Here is a 16313-nt window from a genome sequence, read left to right on the forward strand (position 1 = left end):
TCAACCGATACCCGACGAGCGAGGCAACCATGCTGTTCACCCCCTACACCTTTGGCAACATCACCACGCAAAACCGCATCGTGATGCCGCCCATGACCCGTTCGCGCGCCGCCGCCGGCGACGTCGCCACCGACCTGATGGCCAGGTACTACGCCCAGCGCGCCAGCGCCGGCCTGATCGTCTCCGAAGGCACACAGATCAGCCAGCAGGGCCAGGGCTACGCCTGGACGCCCGGCATCTACACCGAAGCGCAGGTGCGCGGCTGGCGCAAGGTCACCGACGCGGTGCACGCCGCCGGCGGCAGGATCTTCGCGCAGCTGTGGCACGTGGGCCGCGTCTCGCACACCTCGCTGCAGCCGGGCAATGCCGCGCCGGTATCGTCGTCGGCGCTGGTGGCCGAAGGCGTGAAGGTGTTCGTCGACGCCAGCGGCCATGGCCCGCAGGGCGGCGTGGGCGAGATGGTCCAGCACTCGGCGCCGCGCGCGCTGTCCGCCGACGAGATCCCCGGCATCGTGGCCGACTACGCCCGCGCCGCGCGCAATGCGCTGGAAGCCGGTTTCGACGGTGTGGAACTGCATGGCGCCAACGGCTACCTGATCAACCAGTTCATCGACTCGCAGGCCAACGCCCGCACCGATGCCTACGGTGGCTCGCTGGCCAACCGCCTGCGCTTCCTCAAGGAAGTGGCGCAGGCCGTGACCGACGTGGTCGGCAAGGACCGCATCGGCGTGCGCCTGGCGCCGCTGACCACGCTGCAGGGCGCGGTGGACGACACCCCCGAGGCCACTTACCTGGCCGCCGCGCACGCGCTCGGCCAGATCGGCGTGGGCTACATCCACATCGCCGAGGCCGACTGGGAAGACGCCCCCGTCATGCCCGCCGCCTTCAAGGAAGCGCTGCGCGCAGTCTACCCCGGCACGCTGATCTATTCCGGCAACTACACCAAGCCGCGCGCCGAGCAAGCGCTGGCCAAGGGCTGGGCCGATCTGATCGGCTTTGGCCGTCCGTTCATCGCCAACCCGGACCTGCCGTACCGCCTGCAGCACGACCTGCCGCTCGCCACCGGCGACCGCGCCAGGTACTTCGGCGGCGGCGAGGCCGGCTACACCGACTATCCGCGGCATGCCAGCAACACCGGCACGCAAGCCGATGCCGCATAAACCCACCGCCAAGGAGACCGCCATGCCTGGCGCACTGGACCGACTCACCGCCGGCGGCTTCAGCGTCGGCGTGGAACTGCCGCTGGACAACGACTGGTCGCCCGCCGGCGAGCTGGCCCGGCGCCAGTCCGGCCGCCTGCCCGGCGAGCCCGACATGGCGCGCCACGGCGAGCTGGCACGGCTGGCCGACCGGCTCGGCTTCCGCGCGCTGTGGGTGCGCGACGTGCCGCTCTACGACCCGCAGTTCGGCGACGCCGCGCAGGTGTTCGAAACCTTCAGCTATCTCGGCTACCTGGCCGGCGTGACCGAGCACATCCTGCTCGGCACCGCCGCCGTGGTGCTGCCGCTGCGCGAGCCGATGCTGACGCTCAAGTCCGCCGCCACGGTGAACCGGCTCAGCCACGGCAGGCTGCTGCTCGGCGTGGCCAGCGGCGACCGTCCCGTCGAATATCCGGTCTTCGGCCGCGACTTCGCACGCCGCGGCGAAGCCTTCCGCGAACAGGTCGCGCTGCTGCGCGACGCCGGCGCATCGCACCTGCCCGACGGCGTGCGCATGCTGCCGCGCCCGGACCAGCCGCTGCCGCTGCTGGTGGCCGGGCTGGCGCAGCAGTCGCCGGCCTGGGTGGGCGAGCACATGGACGGCTGGCTGGCCTACCCCGGCACGCCCGAGGATCACGTGCGCCGCAGCGCCATGTGGCGCGCCGCGGCCGGCGCCAGGCCTTACATCAGCTTCATCCACCTCGACCTGCTGGACGACCCCGACGCACCGATCCGCCGCCACCGCTTCGGCGCGGCGGTCGGGCGCAACGGACTGATCGGCGAACTGCACGCCATGCGCGCGGCCGGCGCCGCGCACATCGGCCTGCATTTCCGCCGCAGCCAGCGGCCGGTGCGCGAAGTGATGGAAGAAATCGCCGCGCATGTGCTGCCGCATTTTCATGGCGATGCCGGGGCGGCCCAGGCTCAGGAAAACACGCAGGCAACGCTGGCAGCGTGAGGCTGCGAATCCTGTCTCCCTTCTCCCGCCGCATGGGAGAGGGAGACAGCCATCCCCCTTTCAAGGACCAAGGAATCCGTCATGGAAACGAATACCGCAACACCGCTTACCGTCATCGCCCACGTTCACGCCAAGCCCGGCCAGCAGGCCCGCCTGCTGGCCGAACAGCTCAAACTGGTGGCCGCGGCCCGGCAGCATCCGGGCTGCCTGCGCTACGAGCTGCACCGGTCCGACACCGAACAAGGCCTGGTGATCTTCGTCGAAACCTGGACCTCCGCAGCGCAATGGCGCGATCACCTCGACAGCAGCTATATGGCGGCGTTCCGCAACGCGGCCGGGGAATGCATTGCGCAGACTTCGATTTACGAGATGCGTGCGGTGGCATAGCCGCCCTTGCGCGGCCGGCCAGCGCGCATGAAGATGGGCATGCCGAGACTACGGGCCGGAGGGGATTCCGGAATGCTCGCACGCGAAGACAGCGATGACCGATTGCGAGGGGTCTACCCTTCCCAGAGGTCAAGCTTCAGTGGCGGATCAAAGGCATTTCCATCGGCCGTCCACCCTTCAAGGTTTCCGCATTTGATGCGGAAATTCGCCACGGTCTTTGTGCCGACCTGAACGAGCCGGCATCTGTCGCCAGGCTTCACTTCGCCCTCCACCTCGCCTCGCGGATCCAGCATACCTTCCCATTCGCGGTACAGCACGACGCGCTTCATCGCCTGGCTGTCGCCGACGCGGAACCGATAGCCGCTCGACAGCAGATACAGCCCACCGGCCAGAACGACAACAAGGCAGAGGACGCACCATAGCTTCCGCCTACCAGTTTCCCGACGCGCCACCCTCATAGCCCTTTCCATAGAATCGCCGTTGAACCAGGCGGTTTGATTTTTCCAATACTGCCAGCAACTCGGCCGGCGTAACGGGCATTTGGAAACCGCGAGGATCATGCGCCATGATTCCCGCCAATTCCAGAACGTCAGCAACGTTGCTGCTGCACGAATTTCCAAATAGACTGTATTTCGAATCGGCCGCCACACGACGTTCAAGCTCATCGCGAATCAGCTTCTTCTCACGCGGCGAGACCCACATTTTCAGGCCGACGGCATCCCGGAACATGCCTGGACGCGAGCCCTCCGCGTCCTCGACAACGAGTGCCGTATTGCTTCTAAGGTACTTGGTATATGACCCCTTAAAGTAGGTCGACGGGGCGCGACTGTACACCGTCGCGTGGATGCTCAACGTCCGCAAATCCGCCCACGGAGGAGATCAACTCCGCTCCGCAGGCGGTACGCATTCCATGTAGTGCGACAAGGTAACCGTACGCGGTAAAACTGGAGCCACCCTCAACTATGGAAAAAATGCCATTGCACCGGGGGCACCACACCATGTGCCCAACACCCGCAGCAGGAATTCCGTCAATAAGGAAATCTGGTATTCCTTCTAGTACTTTTCCTCCGTGCGTTGTCTCGTCTCCTTTGCGGGCAATTCCCCTCATCATGCGAAGCTCCTTCCAATCCATGAGATCAAAGCCCCATTATCGGAACCACGCACACGGCGTCTATAGGAACACGCTGAAATAGATGCGTTGCTACACTTTCTTGCAAACATAAAAAAGCCCGGTCATGAACCGGGCTTCCGTCTGCCTGCAAACCCGACATTGCCGACGGTTTGCTCCCCTCTCCCATGCAATGGGAGAGGGGGCGGGCGCTCGCGAATGGCGAAGGCCATCGCTTCGCCGGGACCCTGCCCTTCCCCGCTCAGCCTGCCGGCAACGGCGCCGCCGCCGACACCAGTCCTTCTTCGCGCAGCGCCGTCCAGAATGCCGCCGGGATCTCCGTCTCGGCGAATTCCAGGTTTTCGGCAATGCGCCCGGGCCGGCTGGCGCCCGGGATCACCGCCGCCACGGCGGGATGCGCGAGCGAGAACTGCAGCGCCGCGGCGCGGATGTCCACGCCGAAGCGCGCGCACAGTTGCCGCATGCGCTCCACGCGCGCGAGCAGCTCGGGCGAGGCTTTCTGGTATTCGTAGTGGTCGCCGCCGGCCAGGATGCCTGAGTTGTACGGGCCGCCCACCACGATGCCGGCGCCGCGCGCCACGCAGGCGGGCAGCAGTTGGGCCAGCGCGGCTTCGTGGTCGAGCAGCGTGTAGCGCCCGGCGATCAGGAAGCCGTCGGGGTCGGCCTGCTCGAGCGCCAGCACGCAGGGCTCGACGCGGTTCACGCCCAGGCCCCAGCCCTTGATCACGCCCTGCTCGCGCAGGCGCGTCAGCGCGACCGCGGCGCCGTCCATGGCGGTGCGCAGCACGTCCTGCCAGGCGTCGCCGTGGAAGTCGCGCGCGGGGTCGTGGATCCAGACGATGTCGAGGCGGTCGGTCTGCAGGCGCGCGAGGCTGGCCTCGATGGCGCGCAGGGTGCCGTCGGCGGAGTAGTCGTAGACGATCTTGTTGGGCAGGCCGTGTTCGAACAGGCCGCCCTTCTCGCCGAAATCGCGCGCGGCGGCGTCTTCGGTTTCATCGAGCACCAGGCGGCCGACCTTGGTGCTGAGCACGTATTCGTCGCGCGGGTGATGGCGCAGCGCTTCGCCAAGGCGCAGTTCGGCCAGGCCGGCGCCGTACATGGGCGCCGTGTCGAAGTAGCGGATGCCTTGCTGCCAGGCGGCCTCGACGGTGTCGATGGCTTCCTGCTGCGGGATGTCGCGGTACATATTGCCGAGCGGCGCCGTGCCGAAGCCGACGCGCCCGGGGAGAGTGATACGCATGATGGAGCCTTGTTTCGTGGTCTTCGGTGGAGGTGCGGTCCTCAGTCCCAGGCCGGCGCCAGGCCGTCCGGGCTGGTCAGGCGCCCGCCGCGGTCCAGCGCGGCGATGGCGGCCATGTCGCCGTCGTTCAGGCGCACGGCGAGCGCGCCGAGGTTGCTTTCGAGGTTGGCGCGCTTGGTGGACGACGGGATCACCGCATAGCCGAGCTGCATGGCCCAGGCCAGCACCACCTGCGCGGGCGTGGCGGCCAGGCGCGCGGCGATCTGCCGGATCACCGGGTCCTGCAGCACGCTGCCGTAGCCGAGCGTCATGTAGGACGTGATGTGGATGCCCTGGCTGCGCGCGAATTCCGCCACCTTGCGGTTCTGCAGGAACGGATGCAGCTCGATCTGGTTGGTGGCGATCGCGCCGGCGCCGACGGCGTCGATGGCTTCCCGCATCAGCGCGATGGTGAAGTTGGACACGCCGATCTGGCGCGTCAGGCCCTGCTCGCGGGCCTCGGCCAGCGCGCCCATGAACTCGGCCACCGGCACCGCGCAGCCCGGCGAGGGCCAGTGGATCAGGGTCAGGTCGACGTGGTCGGTGCGCAGCTTGGCGAGGCTGTCCTTGAGGCTGGGCACCAGCTTGTCGCGCGACAGGTTCTCGATCCAGATCTTGGTGGTCAGGAACAGGTCGGCGCGGGCCACGCCGCTGGCGGCGATGGCTTCGCCGACTTCGGCTTCGTTGCCGTAGATCTGCGCGGTGTCGACGGCGCGGTAGCCGGCTTCGAGGCCGTTGCGCACGGAGTCGATGGCGGCCTGGCCTTGCAGGCGGAAAGTGCCGAGGCCGAGTGCGGGAATGCTCATGATTCGTTCCTTTGTCAGTTAAGTGGCGGCCGGGGCTGGCAGCGGCCCGGCCGGAAATCGCGGGTAATGGGCCAGCGCGGCCGCTCAGTCCACCGGCATGTCGTGTTCGATCCAGCCGGTGACGGAGTCGTGCACGGGCCGCCAGCCCAGTTCGGCGCGCGCGCGGCGGGCGCGCACGCGGCTGTTGGAGCCGAAGGAATAGCGCGCCGCGCCCTCGCCCCACACCGGGGCGGCCTGCGCCACGGTCCACGACTGCACGGGACCGAGCCCGAGGCGCCGCGCGATGGCCGCGCCGATCTCGGCATAGGACGCCTCGCCGTTCTCGACGAAGTAGAAAGTACCGGCCGGCGCATGTGCGAGCGCCAGCGCGTACAGCTCGGCCACGTCGGCGATATGCACGTTGGACCACCTGTTCACGCCGCTGCCGACGATGCGCACCACCCCGCTCTGGCGGGCCTGCGCCACCAGCGGCGGGATCTGCACGCTGTCCGCGTGCAGCCCGGTACCGGTGCCGTAGATCATGCTGTTGCACAGCACGACGCCACGCACGCCGTCGGCGGCGGCCGCCAGCACCATCTGGTCGATGGCGTGGCGGGCCTGCTTGCCGGCTTCCACCACCAGCGGCGTGTCTTCGTCGAAGATGCGCGCGGACAGCACGTTGCCGCCGACATCGTCGCCGATCACGCTCGAACCGCTGGTATGCAGGAAGGGCTTGCCGGAGCCGCGCAGGCCGGCCAGCAGCGCCTCCACGGCGCCGCGGTGGTCACTGCTGGCGGTGTTGACGACGGCGTCGGCCCGGGCGGCCTCGCGCGTCAGCAGGGCCGCGTCGTCGAGCGTGCCGGCCACCGGCGCGATGCCGAGGCGGGCCAGCCCGTCGGCCTGGGCCGGGTTGCGCACGAGGCCGCGCACGGTGTGGCCGGCGGCCAGCAAGCGCGCCGCGACCGAACCGCCGATGAAGCCCGCGGCGCCGGTGATGAAGATCTGCATGGGAGACTCCTCGCGCCGGGCAAGCCCCGGCTTTTGCACATGGCAGGAGTATCCGCTCAAGTCCGGGCGGGAATAACCTGCCGGTGCGCAGAAGATACTTGACCGGAGCGCAACAATCGCGGGGCGGGCCGCCCGGGGAATGAACTGCTCATGACGAGGTGCGGAAAAAGGACGCGAACGGCGCCGCCAGCCGGCGCGCGCCGAGCCAGGCCAGCGCCAGCGTCATGCCGGCCAGGTGCGCCGCGGCGACGATATGGCCGCCCACCAGGCGCTCCTCCGCGGCGGCCGGGCCGGCCAGCCATTGCCACGCGGCCCAGCCGGCCACGCCGGCCAGCGCCAGCGCGGCCGGCCCGTCGCGGCGCAGCGCCTGCGGCAGCAGCGCGATGACGAACAGGCCATACAGCACGCCCGACAGCCCCACGTAGTCCGGCACCGGCGTGGCTACCAGCAGCAGCACGGAAATGCCGCCGCCCAGCAGCAGCCAGCGCGCCAGCAGCGCGCACGCGCCCAGGCCACCCGGCGTCCACGCCGCCGCCAGCCACAGGCCCGCGATGTTGAGCAGGCAGTGGGCCGGGGACAGGTGCACCGCGTGCGCGCCGAACAGGCGCCACCACTGCCCGTCCAGCACGGCCGCGCGCTCGAAGCGCAGCGCCAGGCGCAGCGGCTCGCCGCCGGCCTGCAGCGCGAGCAGCAGCAGCGTGGCAAGCGCGCACGGCAGCCAGCGCCTCGCGGTCCGCAGCCACGGCGGGAGACGGGTGGCGATTTCGCTGTGTCGTGTCATGGGGTGTGGGCTCGTTCCGTGCCGATGCGGTTTCGATGATTCGTGCCGAAAAGTGACAGGGGGAACGGGAATTTTTCGCGCGCCGGTGCGGGTCGATCTCGCCCGGCAGCCGCGAAGACGCGGGTGGCCAGATCGTGGCCATGCTGATGCGTCCGCCCCATCGATAAATGAGAATTATTATCGATTAAGTGGGGAACTGGCAAGAATTGTGCGGCCCGCACTGCCTCATATACTGCCGCGGGCTGCCTCGCTGACGCCGCCGCTGCGGAGACTGTCGACCGCCGCGGCCAGCACTCCCACGCCAAGCATGAAATCGTCCAGATCCATGGCCTCGCGCGGGTTATGCGAGCCATGTTCGTTGCGGATGAACAGCATGCCGGTGGGAATGCCCGCGTTGGCGAACTGCGCCGCGTCGTGCCCGGCGCCGCTGGGAACCAGGTCGAACGGCACGCCGCGCGCGCGGCACTGCCGCGCCAGCAGCTCGGACAACCCCGCGTCCATGGTCGCCGGCGCGGCATCGACGCGGGCGTCGAACGCAAAGCAGACCCCGCGCTCGCGCGCGACGGCTTCGCATTCGGCGCGCATCCAGCGGTAGAACTCCTCCAGCACCGCCACGCTCTTGCTGCGCGCCTCGAAGCTGAAGCTCGCGGTGCCCGGAATGCGCGACACCGAATGCTCCTCCGGGCTGGTGCCGACCACGCCGGTGGTCACCACGAGGTCGGCGCCGCGCTCCAGCAGCTCGCGCCAGCGCGTGTCCAGCCGCACGATCAGCTCGGCCACGGCGAACATCGCGTCCTTGCGCAGCCAGCGCGGCACCGCGCCGGAATGGCCGGCCTCGCCGCTGCAGGTGATGCGGTTGTGGCGGACGTTGCCGCGGATGCCCGGCACCACCGCCAGCGGCAGGCCGCGCGCCACCATCACCGGGCCTTGCTCGATATGCAGCTCGAGATAGGCCAGCGCGCGCGTCTTGTCGAACAGCGGCCGCTGCGCGCGGATCGACGCCAGGTCCGCGCCGAGCGCCGCCATGCACTCGGCCACGGTGTGGCCGCTGCGGCGGTGGCGCAGCGCGAGGTCGCCGGCGCCCAGCTTGCCGAGCGCGGCGCCCGAGCCCAGGTAAGCCTTGCCGAACCACGCGCTTTCCTCGCCGCGCAGGCCGATCACCCCCAGCGGCGCGGCCGTGGCGCCGCCCGCGCGCCGCCGCGCGAGCAGGCACAGCAGCCCGGCGACGACGCCGGCCAGGCCGTCGAAGTTGCCGCCCTGCGGCACCGAATCCAGGTGCGAGCCGATCCACGCCGCGGGCACGTCGGCGCGCTCGCCGGGCAGGCGGAACACCAGGTTGGCGGCGCCGTCGGCCTCCACGTGCAGGCCCTCGCGCCGCGCGAAATCGCGCAGGTAGTCGGCCGCCGCGCTCTCGCCGGCGCCGTAGCTGTCGCGCGTGACGCCGACGCCGTCGAACGAGAGCGTGCGGATGTCGTCGAACAGCGTCTGCGCGACGGGCTTGAGTGCCTCGATATCCATGACTGTGTCCATCGTTTGCGGGGGCGGGCCGCTCAGCCCGACTGTTGCGCGAAGCGCAGCCAGCGGTCGCTGAGCTGGCGGTCCAGGCTGACCTGCCCGGTGAGCTCGCGCAGCGCAGCGGTGCCGGTCTCGCCGCAGTAGGCATGCAGGCCGTCGACGATCTTGCCCATGACACCGGGATCGCGGAACGAGGCGGTGCCGACCTGCACGGCGCTGGCGCCGGCCAGCATGAACTCCACCGCGTCTTCCGCGTTCTGGATGCCGCCGCAGCCGATCACCGGAATGCGCACCGCGCGGTGGCACTGATGCACCAGCCGCACCGCGACCGGCTTGATGGCGGGGCCGGACAGGCCGCCCATCACGTTGCCCAGGCGGGGCTTGCGCGTGCGCACGTCGATCGCCATGCCGAGCACGGTATTGCCCATGACGATGGCGTCCGCGCCGGCGTCTTCCGCCGCGCGCGCCACCGCTGCGATATCGCTGGCGTTGGGCGTGAGCTTGACCCACAGCGGGTGCCGCGTGCGCCGGCGGATCGCGGCCACCGCCTGGCGGGTGGTCTCCGGCAGCATGGCGAAGGCCATGCCGTCGGCTTCCAGGTTGGGGCAGGAGATATTGGCTTCGAGCGCGGCCACGCCGGGCAGCGACAGGGCCTCGCACGCCAGCGCGAATTCCTCGGCCGTGTCGGCGGAGACCGAGACCACGACCGGCGTGTCGTAGCGCGTGTAGGGCGGCAGCACATGCGTGCGGTAGTGGTCCAGCCCCTTGCCCGGAATGCCGATGGAATTGAGCATGCCGCCGTGGGTCTCGGCCACGCGCGGCGTGGGATTGCCGGCGCGTGCCCGGGGCGAGACGCTCTTGATCACCAGCGCGCCGAGCCGGTTGAAGTCCAGCGCTTCGAGATACTCGATCGCGAAGCAGCCGGAGGCGGGCATGACGGGGTTGCGCAACGTCAGGCCGCCGATGCGCACGGACAAGTCAGCCAAACTCCACCTCCTGCGTGACGTCGCGGATCGGGAACACGGGGCCTTCTCGGCAGACCCGCAGGAACTGCTTGTCGCCGCCGCGCTCGAACAACCGCACGCAGGACAGGCACACGCCCATGCCGCAGGCCATGCGCTGCTCCATGGCGACTTCGCCGCGCACCTGCGGATAGTCCGCCAGCACGCGCTGCAGCAGCATCAGCAGGCGGTGCGAGCCGCAGGTGTAGACGGCATCGGGGCGCTGCCCGGCGAGCAGCCGGCGCAGCAGGCCTTCGACCGCCGCCACCGCGGAGGACCCGTCTTCGTCGAACACGCCATGCACCTGCGCCGCGGCGCCGCGCAGGAATTCCCGTTCCATCAGGTCCGCGCGGCTGCGGGCGGACATCAGCGCGGTGATCGCCACGCCCGCCCCGGCGGCCTGCCGCACCAGCGGCGCCATGGTGGCCAGGCCCACGCCGCGCGCCACCACCAGGATGCGCCGGAAGGCGGGGTCGAGCGCGAACGTATTGCCGAGCGGACCGACGATGTCCATGCTGCCGCCGGCCGGCAGGCCCGCCAGCGCGCGCGTGCCCACGCCGGCCACGTTGTAGAGGAACTCGAGGCGGCCATCCTCGGGGCCCGCGCCGTACACGCTCATGGGCCGCAGCAGGAACGGTTGCGCCTCGTCGGTGACGGGACACCTGAGCTGGTAGAACTGGCCGGGCCGCGTGATGGCGGCGAGCGGCGCATCGGCTTCGAGCCGGAGGTACTTGTAGCGCCGGTTGACCCAGCGGTGCTCGACCACGCGGCAGCGATAGGACGCGACCGTGGCGGCGCCGCCGGCGCCGCACAGGGATGCTGACATGGGGACTCCTGTCTGGTTTCGGGGGCTTGCCGCGGACGGCCTACTCCAGCTCCACGCCCTTCAGTTCGGGAATGAGGAAGAAGGTGGCGAGCATGTCCAGCACGTAGATGCTGGCCAGCAGCGCAATGGCGACCTGGAAGGAATAGGCCGTGGCCAGCGCGCCCACCGCCACCGGCCCGAAGCCGCCCACCGCGCGGCCGATGTTGAAGAGCACGTTCTGCGCGGTGGCGCGCGCCGCGGTGGGGTAGGCTTCGGAAATCAGCGCGCCGTAGCCGCCGATCATGCCGTTGACGAACATGCCCATCGCCGCGCCGGCCCACAGCATGGTCAGCGGGTCCGACATGCGCGCATAGGCCAGCACCATCGCCACCGCGCCGGCCTGGAAGATCAGGAAGGTAGGCTTGCGGCCGATGCGGTCCGCCAGGTGCCCGAACGCGCAGACGCCCACCATCATTCCCATGATCGTCACCGAGGTCCACAGCGCCGACCTGGTCAGCGAAAAGCCAAGCGTGCGGGACAGGTAGGTCGGCAGCCAGATCATGATCCCGTAGTAGCCGAAGTTCTGCACCGCGCACAGGACCACGATGCCCAGGCTGGTGCGCGCGGTGCGCGCATCCGCCACCAGCAGCCTGAACGCGTTGCCCTTGTCCTGGCCGCTGCTGCGCACGAACACTTCCGGCTCATGCAGCTTGTTGCGCACCACCCAGGCCACCAGCGCCGGCACCACGCCCAGCAGGAACATGCCGCGCCAGCCGATATGCGGCAGCAGCAGCGGCGTCAGCAGCGAGGCCAGCAGCACCCCGGCCTGCCAGCCCAGCGCGACATACGACGAAGCCCGCGCCCGCTTGCTGGCCGGCCACGCCTCCGCGGCCAGCGCCATGCCGATGCCGAATTCCCCGCCCAGGCCGATGCCGGCGATGGTGCGGTAGACCAGCAAGTCCCAGAAGCCTTGCGCAAACGCGCACAGCCCGGTGAACACCGCGAACAGCACGATGGTCCAGGTCAGCACGCGCACGCGGCCATAGCGGTCGCTGAGGGCGCCGAAAAGGATGCCGCCCGCCACCGCGCCGATCAGCGTCCATGTCACCAGCGCGCCGGACTGCCCCGTGCTCAGGCTCAGCGCCACGCTGATGGCCGGCAGCATGAAGCCGAGGATCAGCAGGTCGAAGCCATCCATCGCATAACCGATGGCCGAGCCGGCCAGCGCCTTCCAGGCGTAGGGCGAGGCGCGCTCGGGCAGGCCGGGGCTGGCGGGGATCGCGGCGGCGGGGGCGGCCGGCGCTTCTGCGTTTGCTTCCATCGGGATGGCTCCTGCCGGGGGTGGGCCGGGCCCGCATGGCCCGGCATCCGATAATCTCAATATTTAGACAATAGCGCCGAAAATTTGCCCGGCGTCGTCGATGACGGCACCGGGCCACGGCTCTTTTCCGCGATTTCTTTTTTTAGATTACGTCCGGGACAGTGCCTTGGCAAGGGCTTTCTTGCCCACCCGCAGCAGGTTCGCGCGGAAGTTGCGCGCTGGCTTCGGGCCACTGCGCGCCGATTGCGGAAGATCGTCTAATTACTGAGACAAAATTGTGCGAAGGACCCCGGCCACGCACCTTTCAGCGGCGCTTGAGCGCCATCGCCAGCACGCGCGCCACGTGCAGCGCCTCGGCCTGCGCGCCGTCGTGGATCTGGTGGCGGCAACTGGTGCCGTCGGCCACCACCAGTGCGTCCGCCGCGCGCTTGCGCACCGCGGGCAGCAGCGATAGCTCGGCCATCGCCGTGGAGGCGCCGTAGTGTTCGGCCTCGTAGCCGAAGCTGCCGGCCATGCCGCAGCAGGAGGATTCGACCGGCGTCACCTTGAGGCCGGGGATCCAGCCGAGCACGGTCTGCACCGGGGTGAAGGCATCGAACGCCTTCTGGTGGCAATGGCCATGCACCACCGCCTCGCTGGCCGGCAGCGCGGCGAGGTCGAGCGCCAGCCGCCCGTCGCGATGCTCGCGCACCAGGAACTCTTCGAACAGGAAGGCCTGCGCCGCCAGCTTCCCGGCCTCTTCGCCGTAGCCGTAGCCGAGGAACTCGTCGCGCAGCGACAGCAGGCAGGACGGCTCCAGCCCGACGACCGGCACGCCCCGCTCCACGTAGGGCCCGAGCGTGTCCAGCAGGCGCCGCGCTTCCGCCTTCGCCTCGTCCACCAGCCCGGCGGCAAGGAAGGTGCGGCCGCAGCACAGCGGCCGCTCGCCCGCGCGGACGCTGAAATGCACGGTGTAGCCCGCGGCCTCCAGCACCTGCTGCGCCGCGCGCGCGTTGTCCGGCTCCATGTAGTTGTTGAAGGTGTCGACGAACAGCAGGACTTCGCGCGCCGGCGCGTCCTTGCCCCCGCCGACCGCCGACCGCGCCGTCGACAGGAACGAAGTCCGGAAGCGCGGCAGCGAGCGCTGCGGGGCGAAGCCAAGCGCGCGCTTGACCAGCGCCGGGACGCCGGGAATGCCATCGGCCAGCGCCAGCAGCGGCGCCAGCCGGCTGGCCAGCGGCGCGTAGCGCGGCATGAAGGCCACCATGCGCTCGCGCAGGCCGGTGCCATGGCGCTGCGACCACGCATGGCGCGCCTCGATCTTGAAGCGCGCCATGTCGACGCCGGTCGGGCAGTCGCGCTTGCAGCCCTTGCAGGACACGCACAGGTCCAGCGCTTCCTTGACCTCGGCGCTGGCCAGGCCGCCTTCGCCAAGCTGGCCGGAAACCGCCAGCCGCAGCGTGTTGGCGCGCCCGCGCGTGACGTGCTGCTCGTCGCGCGTGACGCGGTAGCTGGGGCACATGGTGCCGGCGTCGAACTTGCGGCAATGGCCGTTGTTGTTGCACATCTCCACCGCGGCCGCCAGCCCGCCGGCGCGGTCGGTGCCGGTGCCGGGCGCGCTCTGCGTGCCGGTGAGCGGATCGCGCGTGACGTTCCACGCCGACCAGTCGAGCGCGGGCGCGAGGGGCAGCGCCGCGTAGCCGGGCGCGAAGCGGAAGTTCTCGCGCGCGTCCATGCGCGGCGGGCGCACGATCTTGTCCGGGTTGAAGCGGTTGTCGGGATCGAAGAGCGCCTTGATCTCGCCGAACGCGGCATGGATGCGCGGCCCGTACTGCCACGCCACCCACTCGCCGCGGCACAGCCCGTCGCCATGCTCGCCGGAGTACGCGCCCTTGTACTCGCGCACCAGCGCCGCGGCTTCCTCGGCGATCGCCCGCATCTTCGCCGCGCCGTCGCGCCGCATGTCCAGGATCGGGCGCACGTGCAGCGTGCCCACGCTGGCGTGGGCATACCAGGTGCCTTCGGTCTCGTGCTTGTGGAACACCTCGGTCAGCCGGCGGGTGTACTCGGCCAGGTGCTCCAGCGGCACCGCGCAGTCCTCGATGAAGGACACCGGCTTGCCGTCGCCCTTCATGCTCATCATGATGTTCAGGCCGGCCTTGCGCACGTCCCACAGCGCCTTCTGCGCCCCGGCTTCGGGCATCTTCACCACGGAGCCGGGCAAACCCAGGTCGCCCATCAGTTCGGCCAGCGCGTCGAGCCGGGCCAGCAGCGCGGCGTGCTCCTCGCCGGCGAACTCGACCAGCAGGATGGCCTGCGGGTCGCCGCTCAGGGCCCGTTCGATGACGGGGCGGAAGGCGGGGTTCTCCATCGACAGGTCGATCATGGTGCGGTCGACCAGCTCCACCGCCACCGGCCCCAGCCTGACGATATGCCGGGTCATGTCCATGGCCTGGTAGAACGTGGGGAAGTTCACCACACCCAGCACCTTGTGGCGCGGCAGCGGCGACAGCTTCAGCGTGAGCTGGCGGCTGTAGGCGAGCGTGCCTTCGGAGCCGACCAGGATATGCGACAGGTTGGCGTGGCCGTCGTCGGTGTAGGCGCGCGGGTTCTGGCAATCGAACAGGTCGATGTTGTAGCCGCCCACGCGGCGCAGCACGCGGGGCATGCGCTCGGCGATCTCGCCGCGCTCGCGCGTGGCGATGCGCCGCAGCTCCTGCACGAGGCCCGCCACGCGCGCGCCTTCGGCCGCATGTGCGAGCGAGCCGAAATGGCACTGGCTGCCGTCGGCCAGCACGGCATCGATGGCCAGCACGTTGTGGACCATGTTGCCGTACTCGATCGAGCGCGAGCCGCACGAGTTGTTGCCGGCCATGCCGCCGATGGTGCATTGCGCCCCGGTGGAAACGTCGACCGGGAACCACAGGCCATGCGGCTTGAGCCAGGCATTGAGATGGTCCAGCACGATGCCCGGCTCCACCGTGACGGTACGCGCCGCGGCATCGAAGTCCACCACGCTGTTGAGCCACTTGCTGTTGTCGATCACCAGCGCCTCGCCCACGGTCTGGCCGCACTGGCTGGTGCCCGCGCCGCGCGCCAGCACCGGCAGCCGTTCCTCGCGCGCGATTTCCAGCGCCGCCAGCAGGTCGGCCTGGTCGCGCGGCACCACCACGCCGAGCGGCATGATCTGGTAGATCGAGGCATCGGTGGCATAGCGGCCACGGCTGGCGCGGTCGAACAGCACGTCGCCGCGCAGCGCCTTGCGCAGCCGCGCCGACAGCGGCGAGGCTGCGCCGCGCTGCGGCGGCACGAGGTGGACCGGCTTGGCCAGCAGGGAGGAGGGAGGAGGGTTCATGGCGTTCGTGTCGATGCGTGTGGAGAGCGGCGGCGTGCCTGCCTACCCGAAGGTGAGCTCGACCGGCGGCAGGCCGGCGAAGGTGCCCAGCGCCACGCCCGCCCGTTGCGGAAAATGCATGCCGGTGTAGGACCCGGTGGTGACCGGCGTGCCGGGCCCGAGCGCGATGCCGCGCGCCGCGCAGTGGTTGACCAGCCACGGCAGCAGGCGGCGCGGATCGCCGGCGGGATTGGCCGGCGCGCCCGCGGCCACCTCGGCGCCGCCGAAGGTGAAGGACAGCGCGGGATGCCCGAACGGGTAGCCGGGCTGGTAGCGCACGTACTCGCCGACCACCAGCGCGCCGTGGTTCTGCAGGTCGGCGAGCTGGGCAAGCTTGTCCACCGCAGGCCACTCCCGGTAGCGGCTCGCCACCACTTCGATGGCGGCGGCCATGTACGCGATGCCGTCGAGCACTTCCTCGTCGGCATAGGGCGTGGCGCGTGGCGCGAAGACCCGCCCGAAGCAGAACGCGATCTCCAGTTCCAGCCCGGGCCGGCGGAAGCCGCCCAGCTTCAGCGCGGCGGGGCCCGGATGCACGCAGTCCGCCGGCAGCGGCGCGCCCTGGACCGGCCCGGTGGCGGACTTCGCGCCGACCTTCCAGCCGCCGATGCCGGCATGGCGCTGGCGCAGCACTTCGGCCTGCACGGCGTAGGCCGCGCCGGCGTCGCGCGGCAGCAGCGCGGGCGGCAGATCGGCGAAGCAAAGACCCTCGCTGCCCGCGCGCACGAGCAGGCCGGCGAGTTCCTGTGGCGGATGAGGATGGCTCATGGCG

General features: G+C 70.1%; 15 protein-coding genes. 3 read left to right on the top strand and 12 right to left on the bottom strand.

Going from position 1 to position 16313, the window contains the following annotated elements:
- The first annotated feature begins 29 nt into the window (after positions 1 to 29).
- From ACKI2N_RS32920 to ACKI2N_RS32930, 3 genes are all read left to right on the top strand, one after another.
- Positions 30 to 1160, top strand: a complete 1131-nt coding sequence (locus ACKI2N_RS32920) for an alkene reductase (protein WP_420996575.1) — start codon at positions 30 to 32, stop codon at positions 1158 to 1160.
- 22 nt (positions 1161 to 1182) lie between these two features.
- Positions 1183 to 2157: a TIGR03571 family LLM class oxidoreductase gene (locus tag ACKI2N_RS32925; RefSeq protein WP_420996576.1), complete on the top strand. Its 975-nt coding sequence runs from the start codon at positions 1183 to 1185 to the stop codon at positions 2155 to 2157.
- An 81-nt stretch (positions 2158 to 2238) separates the two neighbouring features.
- Entirely contained in the window at positions 2239 to 2544 is a 306-nt protein-coding gene (locus ACKI2N_RS32930; protein ID WP_420996577.1) for a putative quinol monooxygenase, read from the top strand.
- Between the two features lie 113 nt (positions 2545 to 2657).
- On the opposite strand, the gene ACKI2N_RS32935 is transcribed toward ACKI2N_RS32930, so the two are convergent.
- From ACKI2N_RS32935 to ACKI2N_RS32990, 12 genes are all read right to left on the bottom strand, one after another.
- On the bottom strand, positions 2658 to 3209 hold the full coding sequence (locus tag ACKI2N_RS32935) for a hypothetical protein (protein ID WP_420996578.1): 552 nt from the start codon (positions 3207 to 3209) through the stop codon (positions 2658 to 2660).
- Positions 3210 to 3346: 137 nt separating this feature from the next.
- Positions 3347 to 3676, bottom strand: coding sequence for a PAAR domain-containing protein (locus tag ACKI2N_RS32940; protein WP_420996579.1), 330 nt, complete (start codon positions 3674 to 3676; stop codon positions 3347 to 3349).
- A gap of 238 nt (positions 3677 to 3914) precedes the next feature.
- Positions 3915 to 4913, bottom strand: a complete 999-nt coding sequence (locus ACKI2N_RS32945; protein ID WP_420996580.1) for an aldo/keto reductase — start codon at positions 4911 to 4913, stop codon at positions 3915 to 3917.
- 41 nt (positions 4914 to 4954) lie between these two features.
- The gene (dkgB, locus tag ACKI2N_RS32950; protein ID WP_420996581.1) at positions 4955 to 5758 is read right to left on the bottom strand and encodes a 2,5-didehydrogluconate reductase DkgB; all 804 of its coding nucleotides are present in this window, start codon (positions 5756 to 5758) and stop codon (positions 4955 to 4957) included.
- Between the two features lie 84 nt (positions 5759 to 5842).
- Positions 5843 to 6745: an NAD-dependent epimerase/dehydratase family protein gene (locus tag ACKI2N_RS32955; RefSeq protein ID WP_420996582.1), complete on the bottom strand. Its 903-nt coding sequence runs from the start codon at positions 6743 to 6745 to the stop codon at positions 5843 to 5845.
- A 148-nt stretch (positions 6746 to 6893) separates the two neighbouring features.
- On the bottom strand, positions 6894 to 7526 hold the full coding sequence (gene rrtA, locus ACKI2N_RS32960) for a rhombosortase (RefSeq protein WP_420996583.1): 633 nt from the start codon (positions 7524 to 7526) through the stop codon (positions 6894 to 6896).
- Between the two features lie 225 nt (positions 7527 to 7751).
- Positions 7752 to 9044 carry a Zn-dependent hydrolase gene (locus tag ACKI2N_RS32965; RefSeq protein WP_420996584.1) on the bottom strand — a complete coding sequence of 431 codons (1293 nt, stop codon included), beginning with the start codon at positions 9042 to 9044 and terminating at the stop codon, positions 7752 to 7754.
- A 32-nt stretch (positions 9045 to 9076) separates the two neighbouring features.
- Complete coding sequence (locus tag ACKI2N_RS32970; RefSeq protein ID WP_420996585.1) at positions 9077 to 10027, bottom strand: dihydroorotate dehydrogenase; 951 nt, start codon at positions 10025 to 10027, stop codon at positions 9077 to 9079.
- Positions 10020 to 10868: a dihydroorotate dehydrogenase electron transfer subunit gene (locus ACKI2N_RS32975; protein WP_420996586.1), complete on the bottom strand. Its 849-nt coding sequence runs from the start codon at positions 10866 to 10868 to the stop codon at positions 10020 to 10022. Before ACKI2N_RS32975 ends, ACKI2N_RS32970 begins: the two co-directional genes overlap by 8 nt.
- Before the next feature lie 40 nt (positions 10869 to 10908).
- On the bottom strand, positions 10909 to 12168 hold the full coding sequence (locus ACKI2N_RS32980) for an MFS transporter (RefSeq protein WP_420996587.1): 1260 nt from the start codon (positions 12166 to 12168) through the stop codon (positions 10909 to 10911).
- A 304-nt stretch (positions 12169 to 12472) separates the two neighbouring features.
- The gene (locus tag ACKI2N_RS32985; RefSeq protein WP_420996588.1) at positions 12473 to 15502 is read right to left on the bottom strand and encodes an FAD-binding and (Fe-S)-binding domain-containing protein; all 3030 of its coding nucleotides are present in this window, start codon (positions 15500 to 15502) and stop codon (positions 12473 to 12475) included.
- Positions 15503 to 15544: 42 nt separating this feature from the next.
- Positions 15545 to 16309: a 2-keto-4-pentenoate hydratase gene (locus ACKI2N_RS32990; protein ID WP_420996589.1), complete on the bottom strand. Its 765-nt coding sequence runs from the start codon at positions 16307 to 16309 to the stop codon at positions 15545 to 15547.
- Positions 16310 to 16313 lie beyond the last annotated feature (4 nt).

It is taken from the genome of Cupriavidus sp. 30B13 (assembly GCF_049059565.2).
Taxonomy (GTDB): domain Bacteria; phylum Pseudomonadota; class Gammaproteobacteria; order Burkholderiales; family Burkholderiaceae; genus Cupriavidus.